Below are 21,021 nucleotides of genomic sequence, written 5' to 3'. Positions count from 1 at the left end.
TCATCTGAGCACCTGGCGGATCATCACCGCCAGGCAGAACACCCCGAGCACCAGCCCCCACACCACGTCGGTGACGTAGTGCATGCCCCGGTAGAGCCGGGAGGCCGCCACGATCAGCGGCAGCCCGGCGCCCATCGCCCACACCAGCCCGGACAGCACCCGGTGCCCGTGCAGATGGATCGCCAGCAGGACGGCCAGGCCGCCGTAGAAGCAGACGGCGGCGCTGACGTGCCCGGACGGCCAGCTGCTCGTCGGCGGCGCGGCGTCCAGGCGCGCCACCGGCGGACGGCTCCTGGCCACGAGCGCGCTGGTCGCCAGGAACACCAGCGACTGCGACCAGACGGCCGCGACCAGGAACACCGACTCCCGCCAGCGCCCCGTCGCCAGCCGGAACCCGATCGCCGCCAGCGCGGTGAGCACCACGATGATCGGGGTGTCGGACAGGCTGCTGCCGATGCGGGTGGCCTGATCCAGGAGCGGCACGCGCTCGGCGGCGATGTCCGCCATGACGCCGGGTTCTGCCCAGTCGGAACGCTCGACCAGTTCCCCCAGCGCGAACGTCGCCGCCGTCATCAGCGACAGCCACACGACGGCCGGCCATAACCGGGTTACCACGTCACGCACGTCGCACCCCCTCCGGTTCCACGCCTTCGACCAGCGGCTCGGCGGGCTCCTTCCCCATGTCGCGGCGCCAGCCCTCGAACGCCGCCGTCGTGGCGGCGACCACCAGCAGGCCGAGCAGCACCCCGCCCACCGCGTCACTGACCCAGTGCACACCGAGCGCCACGCGCGTGGCGGCCACCGACACCGCGAGGAACGCCCCGATCCCCCACGCCAGCGCCTTGCCCGCCCCGCGCAGCCGAGGCAGGAGCAGCAGCACGAGTACCCCGGCGCCGAGCGTGGCGGTCAGCGCGTGCCCGGAGGGGAACGCCTCGCCGGGCGCGGTCGAGACCGGGTCGGGCAGCTCCGGCCTGATCCGGCCGATGACGATCTTCAGCAGCAGGCCGAGCACCCCGCCCGCGGTGATCGTGACCATCGCCCAGAGCGCCGGCCGGGTGGCGCCCCGCCAGGCCAGCCACGCCGCGGCCGTGATCACCGCCAGCCGCCACGGCCAGGGACCGAACACGTCCGTCCAGGTCAGCATCCACCGGGTCAGCTCCGGGTTGGCCGTGGCGACGGCGTGCAGGCCGTACGCGGTGGCTCGGTCGAGGTGCCACAGCGGCGGGAAGGCCGCCTCGACCAGCAGGGCCAGCGCGGCGAAGAGCGCACCCGCGCAGAGGGCGACGACGACGGCGAGCGTGAGCCTGAGACCGAGCCGGGGCATCAGAAGTCCTTGGTACGGCGCAGCCGCGGCGGCCGGCCGTCCGGATCGACGACGAGACGGTAGAGGGGCATCGCCAGCGCCTTGCTCACCCGCCCCAGATCGGGACGGCCATGGCGGCGCAGGCGGCCCGGCGGGCGCGGGCCGCGCCGGTCCTTCTCGTGCCAGGCGTCCAGACGCGCGGCGGACTCGGCGAACGCGTCGAAGGCCGCCTTCGGATCGCACAGGTCGAGCACGTCGTCCTCGTCGCGGTCCAGATGCTCGGCGGCCAGCGTGAGGCGCAGGTCGCGGGCGAAACGCCGCGCGCCGGCGGGCGGGCGCGGGTCGTGCTCCTCGTCGACCACCGCGCAGCTCAGCTCGGAGTCGAACGTCCAGGAGCGCAGGTTGACGTTGTCGGAGCCGATCGTGGCCCAGACGTCGTCCACCACGCAGACCTTCGCGTGCACGTAGACGGGCGTGCCCTCGTGGTTTTCCAGGTCGTAGACGGCGATGCGGCCGTCCCCCGCGCGCGTCAGCCGGTCCAGCGCCTCCGCGCGGCCGATCAGGCTGGCCGGGCCGGCCAGCCAGCCGTCCTGGTCGGGGTGGCGCGGCACCACGATGATCATGTGAAGGCCGGGTTCGCGCTCCAGCGCCTCGGCGAACGGTTCGATGACCTCCGTGGACCACAGGTACTGGTCCTCCAGGTAGACCAGCGAACGCGCGCGGGCCAGGACCTTGAGGTAGGCCCGCGCCACGCTACGCTCGCCCTCCGGCGCGAACGGCAGGGCGTTGCGCAGATGCGGGTAGGTCCGCAGCAGTTGCACCGCGTGGGTGCCCGCGGGCTCCGGCGGCGGGCCCGGCTCGGGCAGCGGGGGCGCGTCGTCCATGCTGCTCAGGCGGTCGCGCAGGCGCCTGAGCGGGTGGCGGGTCTCCGGCGCCGGATCCTCCCAGCGCTCGCAGAAGACCTTCTCCACCTCGGCCACCGCCGGACCGCTGATCGCCGCCTGGGCGTCGTGCCAGGGCGGGCGCGCGCCGTACGCGCCGGGCATCGGGGTGGCCTGCGGGTCGCCCCGGTGGGTGGCGTCGTCGCGGCGGCTGTGGCACAGGTCGATGCCGCCGACGAAGGCCACGTCCCGTCGCGGGTCGCGGTCGTGGCGCAGGATGACGAACTTCTGGTGGTGGGAGCCGCCGTGCCGTACGCGGGTGTCGAGAAGGCACTGGCCGCCGGCGGCCTCGACCCGCTCGCCCAGGTGGCGGTTCTCCTCGGCGCTGAAGCGCAGGAAGTCCAGGTGCGAACGCCAGATGAGACCCCGGACCAGCGCGCCCCTCTCCGCCGCCGCGGCCATCGCGCTCGCGATGGCCGGCCCGTCCTCGGCCAGGCGCTCGTCCGGGTCGCCACGCCAGTCGGCGAACAGCAGCAGGTCGTCGCGGCCCAGGGCGGCCAGGCGGTCCCGGAGTTCGGCGAAGTAGGTGGCGCCGTGGATGAGCGGGCGGACGAGGTTGCCCCGGGTCCAGGCTTCGAGCTTGGTCCCGGGGTTCCCGCGTTCGTCCTCGGTGAGGAACCAGTCGTCGAGTCTCATGTCCGGCGCCAGCGCGACTCCCCGAAGCAGTAGCCGGCGAACAGCAGCAGCCCGAGCGCGACCACCACGAGCAGCCACGGGCCGGCCGGGGTCTTGGCGAAGGCCCTGAGCGTGCCGTCGATGCCGCTGACCTTGTCGGGGTCGAAGGTGAGCGCCGCCTGGACCACGAAGATCCCGGCCAGCCCGGCGATCAGTCCGCGGGCGACGTATCCGGCGAAGCCCAGGCGGTCCATGACCTTGCGGGCGCGCGGCGGCATCCGGCCGATGTCCAGTTCCTCGCGGAACTTCTTCTTGACACCCTGGTACACCCAGTACGCGCCCAGCGCGACCAACCCGAGCCCGATGGCGGTGACGATGACCGCCCCGGCGGGCAGCGCGAGCAGGTCGCCGGTGACGTCCTGCGACTTCTTGTCCTCCGACTTCGCACTCCCGGACAGCAGCACGGTCAGCAGCGTGAAGACGATGAACACGTACACCGCCACCCTGCCTGCCGACTCGGCGCGGTCCAGGGCCTTCCTGCTGCCGAAGAACACCTCCGACAACTGCCAGAGCGCCAGCGCGGCGAAGCCGACGACCATGATCCATAGGATCACGGCCCCGAAGGGCAGGTCGGCCATCATGCTGATGGCGCCGTTCTTGTCGGCCTCCCGGTCGCCGTCGCCCAGTGCGATCTGGACGGCGAGCACTCCGATCAGGCCATAGAGCACGCCGCGGCAGGCGAGCCCGATGCGGGCCAGCCGTACCATGGCGGGACTGTCGGCCGCTTGGCGGGCCGCGGCCTCTGCCTGGCTCACCGTTCCTCCTGAGGGTCGTTGAGACCCCCAAGTGCCCGGAAAAATCCCGCTTAGACCTCGTTGACGGCCTCCGCCGCGTGCCAGCTCGCCAGAAACCTCAGCGCCTCCTCGGTACGCGAGCCCGGTTCGGCCAGGTAGGTGACCAGAACCTGGTCGCCTTGCTCGCCCGGCCGCAGGCTGTCGTAGTCGAGCACCAGTTCGCCGGCGAGCGGGTGGTCAAGGATGTTGCGCCCGGCCGAGCGCTCCCGGACCTCGTGCTCGGCCCACAGGCGGCGGAAGTCCGCGCTCCTGACCGACAGCTCGCCCACCAGCGCGGCCAGCTCCCGGTCGCCGGGATGGCGGCCCGCGTCCAGCCGCAGGAACGCCACCGTCTCGCGGGCCTTGTGCTCCCAGTCGCGGAACAGGGTCCTGGTGTGCTCGTCGAGGAAGACCAGGCGGGCGCAGTTCAACGGGCCGTCCGGCGGAGTGGGCCGATTCCAGAACAGCAGGGAGGCCAGCCGGTTGCAGGCCAGCATGTCGGTCCTGCGGCCCATGACGAAGGCGGGGATGTCGGGCATGGAGTCGAGCACCCGCCTGAGTGTGGGACGAACCCGCTCCACCGGGGCCTTCACCGCCTTGCCGCTCGCCGGACGGGCGAGGTCGTGCAGGTGGGCGCGTTCGGTGTCGTCCAGGCCGAGCACGCGGGCCACGGCGTTCAGCACCTCGGCGGAGACGTTGCCCGCCCGCCCCTGCTCCAGCCGGACGTAGTACGGCACGCTGACCCCGGCGAGCAACGCGACCTCTTCCCTGCGCAGCCCGGCCACCCGGCGGCGCTCGCCGTACGTGGGCAGGCCGGCGTCGGAGGGCCGCACCCTGGCGCGGCGCGATCGCAGGAACTCCCCGAGGTCATTGGCCATGACCCCATTGTCGGACATTTCCCCGCGCGGCGCCTGACCCTGCGAGTACCACCCTCGGCGCTGTCCTGGTTACCCCATCGGCGTCCTCCCAGGATGAGAGCCATGGACAACCGCATCGCCGTCATCACCGGCGCCTCATCGGGCATCGGCGCCGCCGTAGCCGTCGAACTCGCCGAGCGGGGCGCCCGGGTCGCGCTCGTGGCCCGCAGGAAGGAGCGCGTCGAAGCGCTCCGCGACCAGATCGGCGACCGGGCCCTCGCCGTGGCCGCCGACGTGAGCGACCCCGCCGAGGTCGAGGCCGCCAGGAGCCGCATCGCCGAAGAACTGGGCCGGGCCGACCTCGTCGTCAACGCCGCCGGAATCCTCTTCCCCGGCCTGCTTGACACACCGGGACCGGATACGCCTCTGGAGTGGCGGCGCCAGCTCGACGTGAACGTCGCCGGTCTGCTCCACGTCTTCCGCGCGTTCCTGCCCGACCTCCAGGCCGCCGCCGACGCGGGCAGGCCCGCCGACCTGGTGAACATCTCCTCGATCGCGGCCGCCAGGATCGAGCCGGGCGCGGCGGTCTACGCGGCCACCAAGGCCGCGGTCAGCCACCTGTCACGAAATTTCCGGAACGAGCTGGCACCCAGGAACATCCGCGTCACCAACCTCGAACCCGGAGTCGTCGTCACCGAACTGCTGTCCGCCTCCGAGCTGGGAACGGCCTGGCTGGAGGACATGAAGACGAAGATCGACCCGCTGGCCGCCGCCGACCTGGCGGAGGTCGTGGCCTTCGCGGTCAGCCGCCCGATCCACGTGAGCCTCCCGGAGATCACCGTGGTGCCGACCCGCCAGGTGTAGATCTTCTATGTACATGCATATTCTGTATGTGCATGTACAATGGGGTTCCGCACGGAGGGAGGCGCCTGATGGCGACGGACGACGACGACATGTGGGTGGGCGTGATCCGCCTGCACGCCAGGGTCGAACACGAGGTGGCCGCCGCCCTGCAGAAGCACGGCCTCGGCCTGTCGGAGTACCGGGCGCTGTGCCACCTGTCGCTCGCCGACGGCGGCTCCCTGCGCATGCAGGAACTGTCCGACCTGCTGGGCCTCAACCAGAGCTCGGTGACGCGCCTGGTGGGCCGCCTGGAGAACAGCGGCCTGAGCCGCCGCGACTTCTGCGACCAGGACCGGCGGGGCGTCTACACCCTCATCACCGACGAGGGCCGCGCCAGGAAGGACGGCGCCGCCCCGACCTACGAGGAAACCCTCACCGCCGCCCTGGACAGAGCCGCCAAGGAGGGCCTGGCCGACACCGTCACCGCCCTGCGCGCCTCCATGCACCGCACCACCTGAACTCCCGGGGCGTCAGGAGACGGGCCTGATCGAGCGCAGTTCGGCGAGCAGATCCCTGACCACCGAAGATCCGCCCAGCTCGCGGGTGGTCACGTACCCCACCCGCCGCAGCGGCGCCCCCTCCCCGAGCTCCGCCGTGGCCACGTTCGGCGGCGCCCCCACGGCCGACAGCCGGGGCACGATGGCCGCCCCCAGCCCGTGCCCGACCATCGACATCGCCACCCCGTCGTCCTCGACCGTGATGTCGCCGGGCGGGATCCACGCCTGCGCCGCCAGCCACCGCCTGGTCTCGCCGGAGCAGTTCTCGTGCCAGTCGATCATCGGCAGCGCGCGCGGGTCCGGGTGCCCCGACGGATGGGCCAGCACGTACGGCTCCGCGTACAGCTCCTTGCCGACCAGGCCGTCCACGTACACCGGCAGCGACACCACCCCTACGTCCGCGCGCCCGTCGGCGACCTCCCCCGCGATCCCCCGCCCGAGGTCGGGCACGATCCGCACGTCCACGGTCACCCGCGGGTGCCGCCGCCCGAACCGCACCAGCACCCCGGGCAGGAGATGGAAGGCCGCGCTTCTGAAGGCGGCCAGCCGGATGGTCCCGGTGGCCTCGCCGTGGGCCGCGGTGTGGGTGTCGGTCCGCATGACCTCCATGAGCCGCAGGATGCGCCGCGCGTGGCCGACCGCCGCCGACCCCGCCGCGGTGGCCGTGGCCCCGCCGCGCCCGCGCCGGAACAGCACCGCGCCCATCTTCCGCTCGGCCGCGCGCAGGGCGTGCGAGACCGCCGACTGCGTGAGGCCGAGCCGCACGCCTGCCCCCGACACGCTGCCCTCGCCGTCCACGGCGACGAGCACGCGGAGCTCGGCCGCGCTCAGATCGTTCACGGCGGCGACAACGTATGAAGGACGTTCATACATTCCGCCACTCCCGCGAACACCACCTGCTGGCTACGCGGACGGCCCTCTCCTAACGTCGAGGCCATGAGAGCGATGCGTGCGGAACGGCGTGGCGGACCCGAGGTGCTGACCCTGGCCGAGATCCCCGACCCGGTGCCGGGCCCCGGCCAGACTTTGGTGGACGTCGAGGCGGCGGGCGTGAACTTCGCCGACCTCGGCCGGCTGAGCGGCAGCTACCAGCCACCCGAGCTGCCGTTCGTGCCGGGCGGCGAGGTGGTGGGCCGTACGCCGGACGGACGCCGGGTGCTCGCCTTCGCCGGCGCCGCGTTCGCGTCGAAGGCGCTGGTGACGGAGCCGGTGGAGATCCCCGACGACATGGAGGCGGGCGCCGCGCTGGCCCTGCTGGTGCAGGGGCTGACCGCCTGGCACCTCCTGCGTACGGCCGCGCGGCTGGTGCCCGGCGAGAGCGTCGTGGTCAACGCGGCGGCCGGCGGAGTGGGCCACCTGACGGTCCAGCTGGCCAAGGAGTTCGGCGCCGGCCGGGTGATCGGCACGGCGTCCACGAAGGAGAAGCGCGAGCTGGTCATGGGGTTCGGCGCGGACGCGGCCGTCGACGGCGAGGCGGACGGCTACGCCGACCGGGTGCTCGCGGCCAACGACGGCGGCCCGGTGGACATGGTCCTGGACGCGGTGGGCGGCCCGGTCTTCGACGCGGCGCTCGGCGCGCTGGCCCCGTTCGGCCGCCTGATCGCGTACGGGACGTCGAGCGGCGTGGACCCGTCGCCGATCGATCCCGGCCGGCTGGCCCAGCACAACGTCTCGGTGGGCGGCTACTGGCTCGGCGCCCATCTCCGCCTGCCCGGGAGCACCGCCGCGCGACCTCTGCCCGAGCTGATCGCCCTGACCGCCGCCGGCCGCCTGCGACCGCTGACCGGCGGGGAGTACGAGCTGGAGCGGGCCGGGCAGGCGCTGGCCGACCTGGCGGCCCGCCGTACCGTGGGGAAGGTGGTTCTCAGGCCGTGATCCTGGCCAGCTTCTCGTCGGCCAGGCGGGCGAGCTCGTTCAGCCCCTCCTTCTTCACCTTGGTGCCGATGACCAGCAGGCTGGTGACCACGCCCTTCCTGGCGATCACCATCGCGGCGATCTGGGCGGCCTTGCCGTCGCTGACCGCGGTGGTGACGAAGGCGTGCGAGCGTTCGCCGCGCGCGGGCATCTTGAGCGTGACGGTCCTGTAGGTGACCTTGGTGCCGGCGACCTCGGCCCGGTACTTCGCGCACCGCGCGGGCACCGGCTCCGGGAAGGTGTCGGTGGCCACGATGGCCTGGGTGATGGAGCCGTCCTTGGAGGAGTAGGCGACGACGGCCGCGGGCGCTCCGCCCAGCTCGGCCGGGTCGAGCTGCCCGACCCCGGCGCAGTCCGGCTCGGACACCTTGGCCTCCTTGAGGGCGGCCATGCCCTGCTTGGTGGCCTTGAGCGAGCCGTACGCGCCGGTCTCGGGGCCGTAGGCGACGCTCATGCCGTTCGGCGCGGACAGCAGCCCCGCGCCGAGCCTGGCCGCGTCGACGGGCTTCTTCGCGGAAGGGGAAGGGCCGGCGGCCTGCCCGCTGGAGCAGCCGACGCTGACCGCCATGATGAGAAATATTCCGGAAAAAGCCTTGTGCATGAATTCCCCAATTCGCATCAGCGGCATTTTTCATCACGCTAGACGAATCGGAGCACGCGTTTTCCGACGTTGACGGAACGCCCCGCCTTTACGGTTTCACGGGCTTTTGTGGTTTTTCTTCGCTTCCATTGGGCGTCGCTCCGTTGAGAATGGCGCGGGCCAGCCCCAGCCCGGTGCCGCCCAGCGTGAGCGCCTTGGCCAGGAGCTCCTCGACGCCCTGCGCGCCGTTGAGCACCACCATGTGGTCCACGTTGCCGAACGCCTGGGCGCCCGCCTGCACCACCTCCGGCCAGCGCTCGGCCAGCTGCTGGGCGATGACGGCCTCCTGGTTGTCGGCGAGCGCCTCGGCGCGCGCCCTGATGGCCGCCGCCTCCGCCAGGCCCTTGGCCTGCTCGGCCTCCGCCTCGGCCAGGCCCAGCGCCCTGGCCGCCTCGGCCTGGGCCAGGCCGCGCGCCTTGGCCGCCGCGGCCTCCGCCTCGCCGGCGACCCTGGTGGCCGCGCCCGCGGCCTCTCCGCGCAGCCGTACCGACTCCGCGTCCGCCGCGGCGGCCTGCTTGACCTGGGAGGCCTGGGCCACTGCGCGCAGCTCGGTCTCCCTGGCCTCGGCCTCGGCCTGGGCGATGCGGGCGTCGCGTTCGGCCTGCGAGAGCGTGACCGTCTCGTACGCCTTGGCGTCGGCGGGCTTGCGTACCTTCGACTGCAGACGCTGCTCGGACAGCTGGGCCTCCAGCTCGGCGGCCCTGGTCTCCTGGACGACCACCTCCTGGCGGGCGCTCGCCTCCGACAGCGGCCCCGCCTGGCGGGAGGTCGCCTGGGCGCGGTCGATCTCGGCCTGGTAGGAGGCCTGCTTGATCTGGGCGTCGCGCCAGGCCGCCGCCTTGTTGGCCGCGGCGACCTGCTCGGCCTCGGTGGCCTCCTGGTCGCGCTGCGCCTCGGCGATGCGGGCGCTGGCGGCGATCTTGGCGGCGTGCGGCTTGCCGAGGTTGGCGATGTAGCCGGTCTCGTCGTCGATCTCCTGGATCTGCAGCGAGTCGACGATCAGGCCCAGCTTGCTCATCTCGTCTGCGGCCGAGGCCCTGGTCTCGCTGGTCAGGCGCTCGCGGTTGAGGATGAGGTCCTCGACGGTGAGGCCGCCGATGATCGAGCGCAGGTGGCCGGTGAACAGCTCGTGGATCGCGCCCGTCATGAAGTCCTGCTGGTCGAGGAAGCGCCGGGCGGCGTTGGCGATGGAGGTGAGGTCGTCGCCGACCTTGTAGATGACCACGCCCCTGATGTGGACGGGGATGCCCTGCTGGGTGACGCAGGAGACCTGGAGGTTGGCGGATCTGGTGTCGAGGCGCAGGCGCCTGGCGGTCTGGAAGCCGGGCAGCACCGCCGTACCCTTGCCGGTGATGATCTTGAAGCCTAACGAGTCGAGAGCGTCGCCGCGGCGACGGGCGCCGAGGCCCGAGATGATCAGCGCCTCGTTCGGCTCCGCGACCCGCCAGACGGCCTTGAACAGCAGGATGATGACGACGACTGCGACGAGGATCCCCCCGCCGGCGATGAAGAACTCAGGGGACATCGGGCCTCCCTAGACCAGTGCGCGAGCCACGTAGACCGTGCGCGGCGGGAAGTACTCCACCACCACCACGATCGTCCCGACCGGGAATTCCTCGTCGGCCACGCTCGGATGGGCGTAGAAGGCCTCGACGCCGCCCCTTACCTGGACCATCACCTCGCCGACCAGACCCGGGCCGATCCTCCCCGTGACCCGTCCCTGCTTGCCGACCATCGGTCTCCCCCCGTCGGTGATATTCCGGACGGTACTCCAATCAGGCATTCGCGGTAATAGGCGACGCAAAATGTTCCTCCAGGGGCTGCGCGCCTTAGAGCGGTATTTACCGCCCGTAGTGATGATCGCGCCCATGAGTGACATCAACCCCCGCAGGGCACACGAGCTCGGGATGGGACGGCGCATATCGCGCCGGGACTTCTTCGACGGCGTGGCGATGGCCGCGGGGGTGGCGGCGCTCGGCGCCGCGGCGGGCTGCGGGCCGCGTTCCGGTGAACCGGGCGTCATCGGCACCCCCGAGCTCCAGGTCCCGACCGACGTGAAGTTCCCGCCCACGCTCACCGGCCTGCAGGGCAACACCGCGCAGGCGCTCAGCGTGCCGCACGCCCTGCGCGACGACCGCTTCTGGGAGTACGCCGGCACGCCCGAGTTCACCGGCGAGAACTACGACCTCGTCGTGGTCGGCGGCGGCATCAGCGGAGTCAGCGCCGCCTTCGAATGGCTGCGGGCCAACCCCAGTGCGCGCATCCTCATCCTGGACAACCACGACGAGATCGGCGGCCACGCGCGCCGCAACGAGTTCACCCCGCAGGCCCGCAAGGGCCCGCTCATCGGCTACGGCGGCTCGCAGTCGATCGAGGCCCCCTCCGTCTGGACGCCCGAGGGCAAGAACCTCCTGCGGCAGCTCGGCGTCAAGGTCGAGAAGTTCGAGAAGTACTTCGACCAGAAGCTCTACACCAACCTCAAGATGTACGACAGCGTCATGTGCGACCGGGAGACCTTCCCGGTGGAGCGGCTGGTCAAGTACACGCCGGGGATCAAGGCCGAGGAGTGGATCGCCCAGCTCCCGGTGGCCGCGCAGGCGAAGAAGGACCTGCTGCGCCTGTACAAGAACCCGCCCGACTGGTTCCCCGGCATGTCGCAGGCCGAGAAGGAACGCAGGCTCGCCGACCTGACGTACTCGCGGTTCCTGCTGGAGGTGTGCAAGGTCCACCCGGACGCGGAGCTGTTCCTGCGCACGCAGTCCAGCGACGAATGGGCCTACAGCACGCAGGCCTTCGGGGCGATCGACGCCTGGGGCAGCGCGGAGGAGTGGGACTTCCCCGGCTTCCAGGGCTTGAAGCTCGACGCCGGCAAACCCTCCAAGTTCAACTCCCCCAGCATGATCAAGGAATGGGACGCCGACGACGCGTACATCTACCACTTCCCCGAGGGCAACCAGGCGCTCGTGAGGATGATGGTCGGCCGGATGATCCCCGGCTTCGCCAGCGCGACCGGCATGGACGACATCACCACCGCCTCCTTCGACTACGGCAAGCTCGACCTGCCCTCGAACCGGGTGCGCTTCCGGCTGTCCAGCCCGGTGGTGACGGCGTCCAACGACGGCGACCCCGACACCGCGACCACCGCCACCGTGGGCTACTTCGACGGCCACCAGATCAAGACCGTGCGCGCCGGCGCCGTCGTCATGGCCTGCTGGAACATGGTCATCCCCTACCTGGTCCCGTCGCTGCCGCCGGCGCAGAAGCAGGCCATGCACCAGGCGGTCAAGATGCCGCTGCTCTACGCGATGGTGCAGCTGCGCAACTGGGAGGCCTGGCGGAAGGTCGGCATCAACCACACCAGGTGGACCGGCGCCTACTGGTGCGTCTCCGAGCTCGACTACCCGGTCAGCATGCCCGGCTACGAGTGCCCGAAGGACCCCTCCCAGCCGATCAACGTGCACATGATCGCCACGCCGTGCGTGTCGACGATGGGCCCGAGCGAGGGCGCGATCGCCGGCCGCCACAACCTGCTCAAGACGGACTTCTCCTTCTTCGAGTACACGATCCGCGACCAGTTGGCCAGGCTCCTCGGCGCCGGCGGCTTCGACCCCGGCAAGGACATCGAGGCGATCACCGTCAACCGCTGGGGCCACGGCTACGCCCCCGAGTACTGCCGCCCCTGGAACGCCTTCTACCCCGAGGGCCCCTTCCCCGCCGAGACCGCGCGCAGGCGGCACGGCCGGATCGCGATCGCCAACTCCGACTCGATCCCGGCCGCCTACGCCGACGCCGCCGTCACCGCCGCCTACCGAGCCGTCGCGGAGCTGTCCACATGAGACCCTGGCTGAAGATCTTCCTCATCGGGCTGGCGCTGTGGGCCGCGTCCGTCCTGGTCACGATCTGGACGGAGAACTCCAACCTCCTCCCCACCGTGGTGCTGCTCGGCAGCTTCCTGGTGCCGGTGACGTTCGTGGTCTGGGCCAACACGCGGGAGCGCTCGTCGGAGGTGACCGTCGAGCTGCTGTTCAAGGCGTTCGTGATCGGCGGCGTCCTCGGTGTGCTCGGCGCCTCGATCCTGGAGAGCTACCTCCAGCCGTCGCTGGTCATGTACGCCGGCGTCGGCCTCATCGAGGAGGGCGTCAAGCTGGCGGCCCTGATGCTGCTGACCCGCGGCCTGCGCCGGCACGACGTCTGGGACGGCGTGGTGCTCGGCGCCACGGTCGGCTTCGGCTTCGCCGCCTTCGAGAGCGCCGGATACGCCTTCAACGCGTTGTTCACCCGCGAGGGCATCTCGGTGGCACAGCTGGTGGAGACCGAGATCCTGCGGGGCGTGCTCGCGCCCGTCGGCCACGGCCTGTGGACCGCGATCGTCGGTGGCGTGCTGTTCTCGGCGGGCGGCAGGCTGGCCGGCAAGGTGATCCTGGCGTACCTGGGCGTCTCCCTTCTCCACGCGCTCTGGGACTCGATGAGCGGGCTGGCGATCGCGATCACGCTGCTGCTGACCGGGCAGCCGTGGCAGTTCCAGCTGATCCGCATCGGGAAGGTGCCCGGCGTCACCGACGGGCAGATCCATCTCTACACGGTGCTGAACTGGGGCGGGCTGATCGTCATCTCGGCCCTCGCGTTGCTCTGGCTGCGCTCGATCAGCCGCCGAGAGCGCTGAGGCTGGCCGTCCAGAGCCGCTCGGCCAGGTCGTGGTCGGCCCTGCCGCGGGCCGGCTTCTCCTTGACGTAGTAGCGGCCCGGCTCGCCCGCGGACGTGGCCAGGTGGACCAGCGTGCGCGCGCCCGTCTCCGGCGGCTTGGCCATGCCGGGGACCGCCAGGTAGAGGCGCATCAGCAGCGTGTCGCCGGCGAAGCCGGTGCGGATGACGCCCGGGTGGAAGCAGGTCGCGTGCACCCCGCGGGCGGCCAGCGCCTGGGTGAAGAGCATGTTGGCCTGCTTGGTGTCGCCGTACTGCATCCACGCGTTCCACCGGCGCCGCTCCCTGCTGAGGTCGCCGGGATCCAGGCGGCCGGTGCCGGCCGCCATGGACGCCGTCGTGACCACCTTGTCAACCCGGTCGGTCAGAGAATGGGTCAACAGGAACGGCGCGAGATGGTTGACCTGAACCATCAGCTCATGGCCGTCTCCTGTCACTTGACGCCGCTTGCTGAGCACCCCGGCGTTGTTGGCCAGCACGTCGATGCGCTCGTAGCGCTCGCGCAGCACCCCGGCCAGCCGCCGCACGTCGTCGAGCGCGGCGAAATCGCAGGTCAGGACCTCGGCCTTGGGGCCGGTCAACCCGTCGGCCACGGCCTTGAGCCGGGCCGCGTCGCGGCCCACGAGCACGACCTCGTGCCCGAGGGCCGACAGCCGCCCTGCCGCGGCGGCTCCGATCCCGGCACTGGCCCCAGTTATCACGGTAATCATCGTGTTCCTCCCACTGCGCCGGAACCTTATTAGGTGCTAGTCTCCTGTGCGATCTTCCGGAGGTGTATTTACACAGAGTGTGGATATACGCCTCGACCCCGAGGTTGGAACATGGGCTCCCGAAACCGGTCAATTCGGTTCAAGATCTTCTTATTGCTGCTGCTCCCCCTGCTGTCTTTGAGCGCGCTCTGGGGGTTCGTCCTCAACCTCACCGTCGGTGACGGACAGAACCTTCTTCGGGCCAACACCCTGTACCAGACGATCGGCGTGACCTCCACCGATCTAGGGCTCCAGCTTCAGTCGGAACGTACGCGCTCCGTCGCCGCGGCCACCACGCGCAAGCTCACCGAGGACCTGGGCGAGCAGCGGGCCCGCACCGACACCTCCGTCAGCCGGTTCCAGAAGGCCGCCGTGGAAGCCGGCGACGCCGTCACCGAGGAGATGCGCCCCACCCTCGACGCCCTCAACACCGAACTCGCCCGGCTGGGGTCCATCCGCAGCGACATCGACACCGGCAACAGCTCCCGGCTGAGCGGCATGAACGAGTACAACCGGGTGCTGGACGCGCTGTTCCGCCTCTACGACCACCTCGTCACCGTGCCCGACCTCGCCCTGTTCCAGCAGGCCTCCTCCCTGCAGTCCATGGGCAACGCCCGCGAGCTCATCGCCAGGGAACAGGCTCTCGTCGGCGGCGCCGTGATCAGCGGCGACCTCAGCCCAGCCGAGGTCACCGCCATGACCGAGTACGTGGCCTCCCGCAAGTTCATGCACGCGCGCGGGCTGGCCGGGCTCGACGTGTCGCTGCGGCAGCCGTACGAGGAGGTGTTCGGCGGGGAGGCGTTCCTGAACTTCAGCGCCACCGAGCTGAGCGTGGTCAAGACCGGCCGACCCCCGGACAACGCCGACGAGTGGAACACCGCGGTCACCAAGCTCGCCGACCAGCTCGACAAGATCGGCGCCTCCGCCACCGGGGTCATCGCCGAGCGCGCCACCGACGGCGCCACCGCGATCATCGTGCGCATCGCGCTCGCCGGCGGCGTCGGGCTCGTCGCCGTCATCGCCTCCATCCTCATCTCCGTGCGCTTCGGCCGCCGCCTCGCCGCCGAGCTCGCCGGCCTGCGCACCGCCGCCCTCGACCTGGCAGAGGTACGGCTCCCGCGCCTGGTCCAAAGGCTGCGCGACGGCGACGAGATCGACGTGAAGAAGGAGGCCAAGCCGCTCAAGGTCAGCGGCTCGGCCGAGATCACCGACGTCGCCAGCGCCTTCGGCTCGGTGCAGCGCACCGCGGTGGAGGCCGCCGTCGGCCAGGCGACCGTCCGCCAGGGCGTCAGCCAGGTCTTCCTCAACCTCGCCCGGCGCAAGCAGGGCCTGCTCCACCGCCAGCTCTCCCTGCTGGACGCCATGCAGCGCCGAACGCACGACCCCGACCGGCTCGATGAGCTGTTCCGCCTCGACCACCTGACCACCCGCATGCGCCGGCACGCGGAGGGCCTGATCATCCTGTCGGGCGCCGCTCCCGGCCGCGCCTGGCGCAAGCCGGTGCCGGTGCTCGACATCGTGCGCGCCGCCATCGCCGAGGTCGAGGACTACGCGCGGATCAACGTCGAGACCATGCCCGGCGCCGCCCTCGACGGCGGCGCCGCGGCCGACCTCACCCACCTCGTGGCCGAGCTGGTCGAGAACGCCAGCATCTACTCCTCGCCGGAGACCGCCGTGCAGGTGCGCGGCGACCTGGTCAGCAACGGCTACGTGCTGGAGGTCGAGGACCGCGGGCTCGGCCTCAGCCCCCAGGAGTACGCCGAGATCAACGCCCGGCTGGCCGACCCGCCCGAGTTCGACCTGGCCGACAGCGACCGGCTCGGACTGTTCGTCGTGGCGAGGCTGGCAGAGCGCCACGGGCTGCAGGTGACGCTGCGCGCCTCCCCCTTCAGCGGCACCACCGCGATCGTGCTCATCCCGAAGCGGCTCGTCACCGAGCGGGAGGCGCTGCCTCCCGCGCCGGACGAGGAGCCGATCGAGCTGCCGAGCCGTTCGAGCAAGAGGCCCAAACCACTCGCCGTGGTGGGCCAGCCGAACGACGGCCTGCCCAGGCGGGTACGGCAGGCCAACCTGCCCGCCCAGCTCAGCAAGCCGCCGGATCCACCGCCGCCGCCCACAACTGAACGCTCTCCCGACGAGGTACGCGACCTATTCTCCGCGTTCCAGCGGGGAACCCAGCGCGCCCGAGAAGAAGCAGACAACGAGGGGGACGACTCATGAGCACGCCCATCACGAACACCGGGGAGCTCAACTGGCTCCTCGACGACCTGGCGACCAGGGTCGCAGCCGTCAGGCAGGCCGTGATCCTGTCCACCGACGGCCTCGCGGTCGGCCACTCCAAGGGCCTGACCCGCGAGGACGCCGAGCATCTGGCCGCCGTGGCGTCGGGTTTCCACAGCCTGGCCCGCGGCACCGGCCGCCACTTCGAGGGTGGCGACGTGCGCCAGACCATCGTGGAGATGGAGCAGGCGTTCCTGTTCGTCACCGCCGCCGGCCAGGGCACCTGCCTGGCCGTGATGGCCGAGGCGAACGTGGACGTCGGCCACATCGCCTACGAGATGGCGATGCTGGTCAAACGGGTCGGGCAGCACATCACGACCAACCCCCGATCGGGCCTGTCATGACGATGTGGATGGACGACGAGGCCGGGCCGCTGGTCCGTCCTTACGCTCTGACCCGGGGCAGGACGCGGTCCGCCTCGGGTGAGACGCTCGACCTGATCGCCATGGTGAGCTCCGTGGGCGATCCGCCGGGCGGTCTCGGCCCCGAGCAACTCGCCATCCTGCGGGCAGCGCGCTCGCCGATCTCGGTCGCCGACGTCGCCGTCGAGCTCGACCTGCCGGTCGGCGTCGTCCGCGTGCTGCTGAGCGACCTGCACGACCACGGACTCATCTCGGTGACCGCTCCCAACGCGGCGGGGCCGCGGCCCAGTGAGCGACTTCTCAAGGAAGTGATCAATGGACTCCGAGCTCTCTGACGACCCCGTAGCGCTCAAGATCCTCATCGCGGGCGGCTTCGGCGTCGGCAAGACCACCTTGGTCGGCTCGATCAGCGAGATCAAGCCGCTGCGGACCGAGGAGGTGCTGTCCGACATCGGCATCGGGGTGGACGACCTCGACGGGGTCGAGACCAAGACGACCACCACCGTTGCCATGGACTTCGGGCGCATCACGATCAGGGAGGGACTGGTCGTCTACCTGTTCGGCACGCCCGGCCAGGAGCGGTTCTGGTTCATGTGGGACGAGCTCTCCCACGGCGCCCTGGGCGCGGTCGTCATCGCCGACACCCGGCGGCTGACCGACTGCTTCCCCTCGGTGGACTACTTCGAGCAGCGCGGCACGCCGTTCGTGGTCGCCGTCAACTGCTTCGACGGCGCATCCAGGCACAGCGTCGAGGACGTGCGCGTCGCGCTGGATCTGGACGACGACGTGCCGGTGCTGCTCTGTGACGTGCGGCGGCGGGCGTCCGCCAAGGAGGTCATGGTCTCCCTGGTGGAGCACTCTCTGCGCACGCTGACCGCCGCCGGCTAGGGGTGCGGCGGTCCGGTGTACGGGAAGCCGGGCAGCAGGTCGGTGTGCGGCCCGATCCCGTCCCCCTGGATCTGGCCATTGCTGACCAGCTGCAGGCGGATGTCGGTGACGTCGTCGTCGAGCCGCCTGCCGTTCGGGTAGCGGGCGGGCTTGGAGCGGTCGAAGCGCAGCACGTCGGGCAGGACCGCCTCCAGGGCCTTGGCGGCCTCTTCTGAGGTGTAGCCGCCGGTGTGCTCCAGGACTTTGACCCACGTGTCCCGATATTTCCGGACGTCGTCCACGGGCTCGCCGGCGTTGTACGCGTCCTTGGCGTCCTCGGCGTTGAAATACGCCGTGAGCGACGGATGGGCGCCCCGGTCCACCGAGACCCACCGCCCGTCCCGTTCGACGACCACGCGGCCCCACAGGCCGATCAGCGGCTCTTCTCCGAGCACCCGGTCGGGCATCTCCATCGCGATGCTGATCACGTTGTTGCCGGCCATGGTGTCGTTGCCGGTCCACGTGAAGTCGTTGCCGATGCCTTCGAGGTCGGCGAAGAACGGGTCGCTGCGCAGGCCCACCGAGAGCGTGAGCCAGCCCTCCCTGACGATGATCGGGTCGGGGCCGAAGCTCACGTCCACGTCGCGGACGACCACCTCGCCGCTCGCGTGGTGCTCCCCGGCCCGCTCGCCGGTGGCGTGGTAGAGGGTGACCTTCTGGCCGCCCTGGGCGTCCGGCTCCGAGAAGACGAAGCTGAACGCCACGTCGGGCCGGTTGTCCCCGTCGGTGTCCACGTTGAGCCGGTAGACGGCACCCGGGTACGGGTGGGGCCCGGCCGACGGGTCGAAGCCGAAGGAGTTCACATCCATGATCAACACGGTGTGCTCCCGCCGGTCCGGCGACTGGAACGCGAACAGGTCAGTGAGGTCGAGACGGGCGTCCCCCGCGGGCGGGCGCAGGTTGGGGCCGCTCAGATGATGTGACATACCCCGCTCGTTCCCGGGCGCGCCTCTGGGTTATCCCAGGATTCCTACAAGGCCTTGAGGCCGCTGATGACCTCTCTGAGCAGGTTCTCCGTCGGAGAGCCCACCTTGCCGAGCGGCTGGCGTACCTGGACCAGCCCGTAGTCGATCAGATCGCCCAGCAGCACCCGCACCACGCCGACCGGCAGGCCCAGTTCTGCCGCGACCTCGGCCACCGGCGCGCCCCGCCGCTGGGAGATCTGACCCAGAAGCCTGCGGTGCTGCGTGCTCAGCTCCGCCTGCGCGGGCGCGGGCAGCCCGGTCGCCGCCACGGTCGCCAGCAGGTCGAGAGCCGCCGAAGAGGAACGCGTGCGGCCGCGGGCCACCGCGTACGGCCGCACCACCGGCCCGGCCTCCTCATCCACCCACTCGTCCTCGCGACTCACGATTCAGATCCCCCATCCTTCTCGCTGTCCTGGCGTCCGCGCTGCCAGCCTGACTGCAGCGAGGAGAGCAGCGCCCTCGTCTCCTCGGGCGAGCGTTCCTCTGTCTGTTCCTGCTTTACCCGTTGCGGAAGGTTTGCCTGCCTCGTACGGCGGGGCAGTTCCGCGTTCTTGGTCGTGGTCCGCGTACGGCGCGGCAACCCGGTCTCGGTCGTGCGCACCACCGAGACGGAGACCGACTCCAGCTCCGGCGGCGCGTCGGCCACCGTGGGCAGCGGCTCGATCAGCACCGACGGCAGGAGCACGATCGCCGTCGTGCCGCCGTAGGGAGAGGGCTTGAGCGTGACCACCGCGCCGTGCCTGGCCGCGAGCATGCCCACGACCGCGAAGCCGAGCCGCTCGGTCTGCGACGGGTCGAACTCCTGCGGCCTGGCCAGCCGCTCGTTCACCGCCGACCTGGCCTCCTCGGACATGCCCAGGCCGCGGTCCTCGATCTCGACGGCGAAGCCCCTGCCGACCAGTTCGCCGCGGACCGAGACCTCGTTGCCCGGGGAGGAGAAGGCGGCGCCGTTCTCCATCAGCTCGGCGAACAGGTGCATGAGGTCGGCGACCGCGGCTCCGGCTACGCCGCACTCGGGCATCGGGTAGACGCGGACCCGGGTGTACTCCTCGACCTGGGCCGCGGCTCCGCTCAGGACGTCCTCGACCGGGATCGTGGAGCGCCATCTGCGGCCGGCCGTACCGCCGGACAGGAGCACGAGGCCCTCGGCGTGGCGGCGCATGCGGGTGGTCAGGTGGTCGAGGCGGAAGAGGCGCTCCAGCGCCTCCGGCTCCTCGGTCTGGCTCTGCATCTCATCCAGCAGCTTGAGCTGGCGCTGGACGAGCGACTGGCTGCGGCGGGCCAGGTTGCGCAGTGCCTCGGCGATGCCCTGGCGGAGCCTGGCCTGCTCGACGGCGGCGTCGATCGCGGTGCTCTGCACGCTGTCGAAGGCGGCGGCCAGGTCGACCACCTCGCTGGTGGACCCCGCCTGCACCGCGACGGGCGGCGCCTCGGCGACCAGGTCGACGTTCTCGCCCTTGCGCAGGCGGCCGACGAGTTCGGGCAGCCTCAGCTCGGCCAGTTCCAGAGCGCCGCGGCGCAGCGTGGCCAGTTCGCGGGTGATCCGGCGGCCGACCCGGACGGAGACGATGATCGAGAAGATCACGGCCACCAGGCCGAGCGCGCCCGCGGCGACGGCCCGCAGGATGATGGCGTAGCCGGCGGGCTCCATGCGGGCCAGCAGCGCCTCGCCGTTCTTCCAGACGGCTTCGTCGTAGCCCTTGAGCACCGGTTCTGCGACGCCGCGCCAGAGCTCGACGTCGCTCTTGCCGCCCGCGAGGTAGCCGGTGACCATGCGGTCCAGGACCGTCGTGTCGACCTTCTGGAACAGCACCCGCAGCCCGGGTTCGAGGTCGGCCATCGCCCTGGGGTACTGGTAGGCCCTGGCGCCGTCGAGGCGGGCCAGCAGCCGGCGGTCGGCCTCCGACGGGGCGCCCGCGGCGGCGACGATCAGCGCGTGCTCGCGGTTGAGCAGCTCGCGCACCTGGTCGGCGCCGATGAGGCCGCGGGCCTGCTGGTAGAGCTGCAGGTCGGTGCCCAGGGCGAACGCGGCGTACAGCCGGTGTACGGCGTCGGAGATCTCACCGTAGGCGGCGATCAGCTCGGCCGGGGTCGCGGAGCCGGCGTCGACCAGCCGCCGGGCGTCGGCGAGGTCGCCGACGGCCGTGAGGGTCTCGTTGAGCTGGCGGGCCATGTCGCGGTTCAGGGCGCCGACGGTGTCGGGGGACGAGGCCTGGTCGGTGAAGGTCTTGCGGGCCTTGTCGGTCCTGGCCCTGCTCGCGGCCAGCGCCGCGGGGTCGCTCTGGCTTCCGGCCACCTTCTCGGCCGAGGCGAGCCGTTCCTGCTGGAGAGCGCTGACCAGACCGTCGGCGTGGTCGATCGCGCCGCGCCACAAGGTGTCGATCTTCAGCAGGTTGAGGGCGTCTCCGGAGGTGGTCCCGGCGGCGAATCCCCAGAGTCCCACGAGGGAGACCAAGGGGATCACGAGCAGCGCCGAGATCTTGAATCGGATGGATCTGCCCGATGCCATGACACCTGCTCCCGGTTAGAAGATC

22 protein-coding genes are annotated in these 21,021 nt (G+C 71.2%); 9 read left to right on the top strand and 13 right to left on the bottom strand.

Features of this window, described 5'->3' with window-relative positions; all coding sequences use genetic code 11:
• Genes ACIBI5_RS15810 through ACIBI5_RS15790 form a run of 5 tightly spaced genes read right to left on the bottom strand, consistent with a single transcriptional unit; the run spans window position 1 to window position 4,570 of the window.
• The gene (locus ACIBI5_RS15810) at window positions 1-624 is read right to left on the bottom strand and encodes a phosphatase PAP2 family protein (RefSeq protein ID WP_397247280.1); all 624 of its coding nucleotides are present in this window, start codon (window positions 622-624) and stop codon (window positions 1-3) included.
• Window positions 617-1,324: a phosphatase PAP2 family protein gene (locus ACIBI5_RS15805; RefSeq protein ID WP_397247278.1), complete on the bottom strand. Its 708-nt coding sequence runs from the start codon at window positions 1,322-1,324 to the stop codon at window positions 617-619. The genes ACIBI5_RS15810 and ACIBI5_RS15805 overlap by 8 nt, the downstream gene beginning before the upstream one ends.
• Window positions 1,324-2,880, bottom strand: a complete 1,557-nt coding sequence (locus ACIBI5_RS15800; RefSeq protein WP_397247276.1) for a phospholipase D family protein — start codon at window positions 2,878-2,880, stop codon at window positions 1,324-1,326. Before ACIBI5_RS15800 ends, ACIBI5_RS15805 begins: the two co-directional genes overlap by 1 nt.
• Window positions 2,877-3,674 carry a DUF1206 domain-containing protein gene (locus tag ACIBI5_RS15795; protein ID WP_397247274.1) on the bottom strand — a complete coding sequence of 266 codons (798 nt, stop codon included), beginning with the start codon at window positions 3,672-3,674 and terminating at the stop codon, window positions 2,877-2,879. The genes ACIBI5_RS15800 and ACIBI5_RS15795 overlap by 4 nt, the downstream gene beginning before the upstream one ends.
• A 50-nt stretch (window positions 3,675-3,724) precedes the next feature.
• Complete coding sequence (locus ACIBI5_RS15790) at window positions 3,725-4,570, bottom strand: helix-turn-helix transcriptional regulator (protein WP_397247272.1); 846 nt, start codon at window positions 4,568-4,570, stop codon at window positions 3,725-3,727.
• Window positions 4,571-4,672: 102 nt separating this feature from the next.
• On the opposite strand from ACIBI5_RS15790, the gene ACIBI5_RS15785 reads away from it, so the two are divergent.
• Together ACIBI5_RS15785 and ACIBI5_RS15780 are read left to right on the top strand one after the other, a co-directional pair.
• Window positions 4,673-5,413, top strand: coding sequence for an SDR family oxidoreductase (locus tag ACIBI5_RS15785; protein ID WP_397247271.1), 741 nt, complete (start codon window positions 4,673-4,675; stop codon window positions 5,411-5,413).
• A gap of 68 nt (window positions 5,414-5,481) precedes the next feature.
• On the top strand, window positions 5,482-5,910 hold the full coding sequence (locus ACIBI5_RS15780; protein WP_397247269.1) for a MarR family winged helix-turn-helix transcriptional regulator: 429 nt from the start codon (window positions 5,482-5,484) through the stop codon (window positions 5,908-5,910).
• 12 nt (window positions 5,911-5,922) lie between these two features.
• Here the strand turns inward: ACIBI5_RS15780 and ACIBI5_RS15775 are convergent, their stop codons facing one another.
• On the bottom strand, window positions 5,923-6,789 hold the full coding sequence (locus tag ACIBI5_RS15775; RefSeq protein ID WP_397247267.1) for a LysR family transcriptional regulator: 867 nt from the start codon (window positions 6,787-6,789) through the stop codon (window positions 5,923-5,925).
• A gap of 96 nt (window positions 6,790-6,885) precedes the next feature.
• On the opposite strand from ACIBI5_RS15775, the gene ACIBI5_RS15770 reads away from it, so the two are divergent.
• Window positions 6,886-7,824 carry a zinc-binding alcohol dehydrogenase family protein gene (locus ACIBI5_RS15770; RefSeq protein ID WP_397247265.1) on the top strand — a complete coding sequence of 313 codons (939 nt, stop codon included), beginning with the start codon at window positions 6,886-6,888 and terminating at the stop codon, window positions 7,822-7,824.
• Here the strand turns inward: ACIBI5_RS15770 and ACIBI5_RS15765 are convergent.
• The 3 genes from ACIBI5_RS15765 to ACIBI5_RS15755 all read right to left on the bottom strand — a co-directional run bounded on the left by ACIBI5_RS15765 (window position 7,814) and on the right by ACIBI5_RS15755 (window position 10,238).
• Window positions 7,814-8,431 carry a hypothetical protein gene (locus tag ACIBI5_RS15765; RefSeq protein ID WP_397247263.1) on the bottom strand — a complete coding sequence of 206 codons (618 nt, stop codon included), beginning with the start codon at window positions 8,429-8,431 and terminating at the stop codon, window positions 7,814-7,816. The two genes, ACIBI5_RS15770 and ACIBI5_RS15765, sit on opposite strands and share 11 nt — an antisense overlap.
• Before the next feature lie 121 nt (window positions 8,432-8,552).
• Window positions 8,553-10,028 carry an SPFH domain-containing protein gene (locus ACIBI5_RS15760; protein WP_397247261.1) on the bottom strand — a complete coding sequence of 492 codons (1,476 nt, stop codon included), beginning with the start codon at window positions 10,026-10,028 and terminating at the stop codon, window positions 8,553-8,555.
• Window positions 10,029-10,037: 9 nt separating this feature from the next.
• On the bottom strand, window positions 10,038-10,238 hold the full coding sequence (locus tag ACIBI5_RS15755) for a hypothetical protein (protein ID WP_379611183.1): 201 nt from the start codon (window positions 10,236-10,238) through the stop codon (window positions 10,038-10,040).
• Between the two features lie 133 nt (window positions 10,239-10,371).
• On the opposite strand from ACIBI5_RS15755, the gene ACIBI5_RS15750 reads away from it, so the two are divergent.
• Both ACIBI5_RS15750 and ACIBI5_RS15745 read left to right on the top strand, forming a co-directional pair.
• Window positions 10,372-12,339, top strand: coding sequence for an NAD(P)-binding protein (locus ACIBI5_RS15750; RefSeq protein WP_397247259.1), 1,968 nt, complete (start codon window positions 10,372-10,374; stop codon window positions 12,337-12,339).
• Window positions 12,336-13,166 carry a PrsW family intramembrane metalloprotease gene (locus ACIBI5_RS15745; RefSeq protein ID WP_397247257.1) on the top strand — a complete coding sequence of 277 codons (831 nt, stop codon included), beginning with the start codon at window positions 12,336-12,338 and terminating at the stop codon, window positions 13,164-13,166. Before ACIBI5_RS15750 ends, ACIBI5_RS15745 begins: the two co-directional genes overlap by 4 nt.
• Here the strand turns inward: ACIBI5_RS15745 and ACIBI5_RS15740 are convergent.
• Window positions 13,147-13,914, bottom strand: coding sequence for an SDR family NAD(P)-dependent oxidoreductase (locus ACIBI5_RS15740; protein ID WP_397247255.1), 768 nt, complete (start codon window positions 13,912-13,914; stop codon window positions 13,147-13,149). The two genes, ACIBI5_RS15745 and ACIBI5_RS15740, sit on opposite strands and share 20 nt — an antisense overlap.
• Window positions 13,915-14,067: 153 nt before the next feature.
• On the opposite strand from ACIBI5_RS15740, the gene ACIBI5_RS15735 reads away from it, so the two are divergent.
• The 4 genes from ACIBI5_RS15735 to ACIBI5_RS15720 are packed head-to-tail and all read left to right on the top strand — an operon-like array spanning window position 14,068 to window position 17,483.
• Complete coding sequence (locus ACIBI5_RS15735) at window positions 14,068-16,173, top strand: nitrate- and nitrite sensing domain-containing protein (RefSeq protein ID WP_397247253.1); 2,106 nt, start codon at window positions 14,068-14,070, stop codon at window positions 16,171-16,173.
• Window positions 16,170-16,577 (top strand): roadblock/LC7 domain-containing protein, encoded by a 408-nt coding sequence (locus ACIBI5_RS15730; protein ID WP_397247251.1) that lies wholly within the window; start codon window positions 16,170-16,172, stop codon window positions 16,575-16,577. The genes ACIBI5_RS15735 and ACIBI5_RS15730 overlap by 4 nt, the downstream gene beginning before the upstream one ends.
• Complete coding sequence (locus ACIBI5_RS15725; RefSeq protein ID WP_397247249.1) at window positions 16,574-16,930, top strand: DUF742 domain-containing protein; 357 nt, start codon at window positions 16,574-16,576, stop codon at window positions 16,928-16,930. Before ACIBI5_RS15730 ends, ACIBI5_RS15725 begins: the two co-directional genes overlap by 4 nt.
• A complete protein-coding gene (locus tag ACIBI5_RS15720; RefSeq protein ID WP_397247247.1) occupies window positions 16,911-17,483 on the top strand; it encodes a GTP-binding protein in 573 nt (190 codons plus the stop codon). Before ACIBI5_RS15725 ends, ACIBI5_RS15720 begins: the two co-directional genes overlap by 20 nt.
• Here ACIBI5_RS15720 and ACIBI5_RS15715 read toward each other — a convergent pair.
• The 3 genes from ACIBI5_RS15715 to ACIBI5_RS15705 are packed head-to-tail and all read right to left on the bottom strand — an operon-like array spanning window position 17,480 to window position 20,996.
• Window positions 17,480-18,448, bottom strand: a complete 969-nt coding sequence (locus ACIBI5_RS15715) for a DUF4331 family protein (RefSeq protein ID WP_397247245.1) — start codon at window positions 18,446-18,448, stop codon at window positions 17,480-17,482. The two genes, ACIBI5_RS15720 and ACIBI5_RS15715, sit on opposite strands and share 4 nt — an antisense overlap.
• Before the next feature lie 44 nt (window positions 18,449-18,492).
• Complete coding sequence (locus ACIBI5_RS15710; RefSeq protein ID WP_397247243.1) at window positions 18,493-18,870, bottom strand: DUF742 domain-containing protein; 378 nt, start codon at window positions 18,868-18,870, stop codon at window positions 18,493-18,495.
• On the bottom strand, window positions 18,867-20,996 hold the full coding sequence (locus ACIBI5_RS15705) for a nitrate- and nitrite sensing domain-containing protein (protein ID WP_397247241.1): 2,130 nt from the start codon (window positions 20,994-20,996) through the stop codon (window positions 18,867-18,869). The genes ACIBI5_RS15710 and ACIBI5_RS15705 overlap by 4 nt, the downstream gene beginning before the upstream one ends.
• Window positions 20,997-21,021: the final 25 nt, after the last annotated feature.

The sequence above is a fragment of the Nonomuraea sp. NPDC050540 genome (genome assembly GCF_044457485.1).
Taxonomy (GTDB): Bacteria; Actinomycetota; Actinomycetes; order Streptosporangiales; family Streptosporangiaceae; genus Nonomuraea.
The sequence above is the reverse complement of the archived record's forward strand: the minus strand, read 5'-3'. Positions and strand labels throughout refer to the sequence as shown.

Excerpts from the sequence above, each read along its gene's own strand:
- ACIBI5_RS15790 (WP_397247272.1), bottom strand. The coding sequence starts at position 4,570 with ATGGCCAATGACCTCGGGGAGTTCCTGCGATCGCGCCGCGCCAGGGTG.
- ACIBI5_RS15730 (WP_397247251.1), top strand. The coding sequence starts at position 16,170 with ATGAGCACGCCCATCACGAACACCGGGGAGCTCAACTGGCTCCTCGAC.
- ACIBI5_RS15800 (WP_397247276.1), bottom strand. The coding sequence starts at position 2,880 with ATGAGACTCGACGACTGGTTCCTCACCGAGGACGAACGCGGGAACCCC.
- ACIBI5_RS15715 (WP_397247245.1), bottom strand. The coding sequence starts at position 18,448 with ATGTCACATCATCTGAGCGGCCCCAACCTGCGCCCGCCCGCGGGGGAC.
- ACIBI5_RS15765 (WP_397247263.1), bottom strand. The coding sequence starts at position 8,431 with ATGGCGGTCAGCGTCGGCTGCTCCAGCGGGCAGGCCGCCGGCCCTTCC.
- ACIBI5_RS15785 (WP_397247271.1), top strand. The coding sequence starts at position 4,673 with ATGGACAACCGCATCGCCGTCATCACCGGCGCCTCATCGGGCATCGGC.
- ACIBI5_RS15745 (WP_397247257.1), top strand. The coding sequence starts at position 12,336 with ATGAGACCCTGGCTGAAGATCTTCCTCATCGGGCTGGCGCTGTGGGCC.
- ACIBI5_RS15805 (WP_397247278.1), bottom strand. The coding sequence starts at position 1,324 with ATGCCCCGGCTCGGTCTCAGGCTCACGCTCGCCGTCGTCGTCGCCCTC.
- ACIBI5_RS15755 (WP_379611183.1), bottom strand. The coding sequence starts at position 10,238 with ATGGTCGGCAAGCAGGGACGGGTCACGGGGAGGATCGGCCCGGGTCTG.
- ACIBI5_RS15720 (WP_397247247.1), top strand. The coding sequence starts at position 16,911 with ATGGACTCCGAGCTCTCTGACGACCCCGTAGCGCTCAAGATCCTCATC.
- ACIBI5_RS15740 (WP_397247255.1), bottom strand. The coding sequence starts at position 13,914 with ATGATTACCGTGATAACTGGGGCCAGTGCCGGGATCGGAGCCGCCGCG.
- ACIBI5_RS15750 (WP_397247259.1), top strand. The coding sequence starts at position 10,372 with ATGAGTGACATCAACCCCCGCAGGGCACACGAGCTCGGGATGGGACGG.
- ACIBI5_RS15705 (WP_397247241.1), bottom strand. The coding sequence starts at position 20,996 with ATGGCATCGGGCAGATCCATCCGATTCAAGATCTCGGCGCTGCTCGTG.
- ACIBI5_RS15770 (WP_397247265.1), top strand. The coding sequence starts at position 6,886 with ATGAGAGCGATGCGTGCGGAACGGCGTGGCGGACCCGAGGTGCTGACC.
- ACIBI5_RS15725 (WP_397247249.1), top strand. The coding sequence starts at position 16,574 with ATGACGATGTGGATGGACGACGAGGCCGGGCCGCTGGTCCGTCCTTAC.
- ACIBI5_RS15780 (WP_397247269.1), top strand. The coding sequence starts at position 5,482 with ATGGCGACGGACGACGACGACATGTGGGTGGGCGTGATCCGCCTGCAC.
- ACIBI5_RS15760 (WP_397247261.1), bottom strand. The coding sequence starts at position 10,028 with ATGTCCCCTGAGTTCTTCATCGCCGGCGGGGGGATCCTCGTCGCAGTC.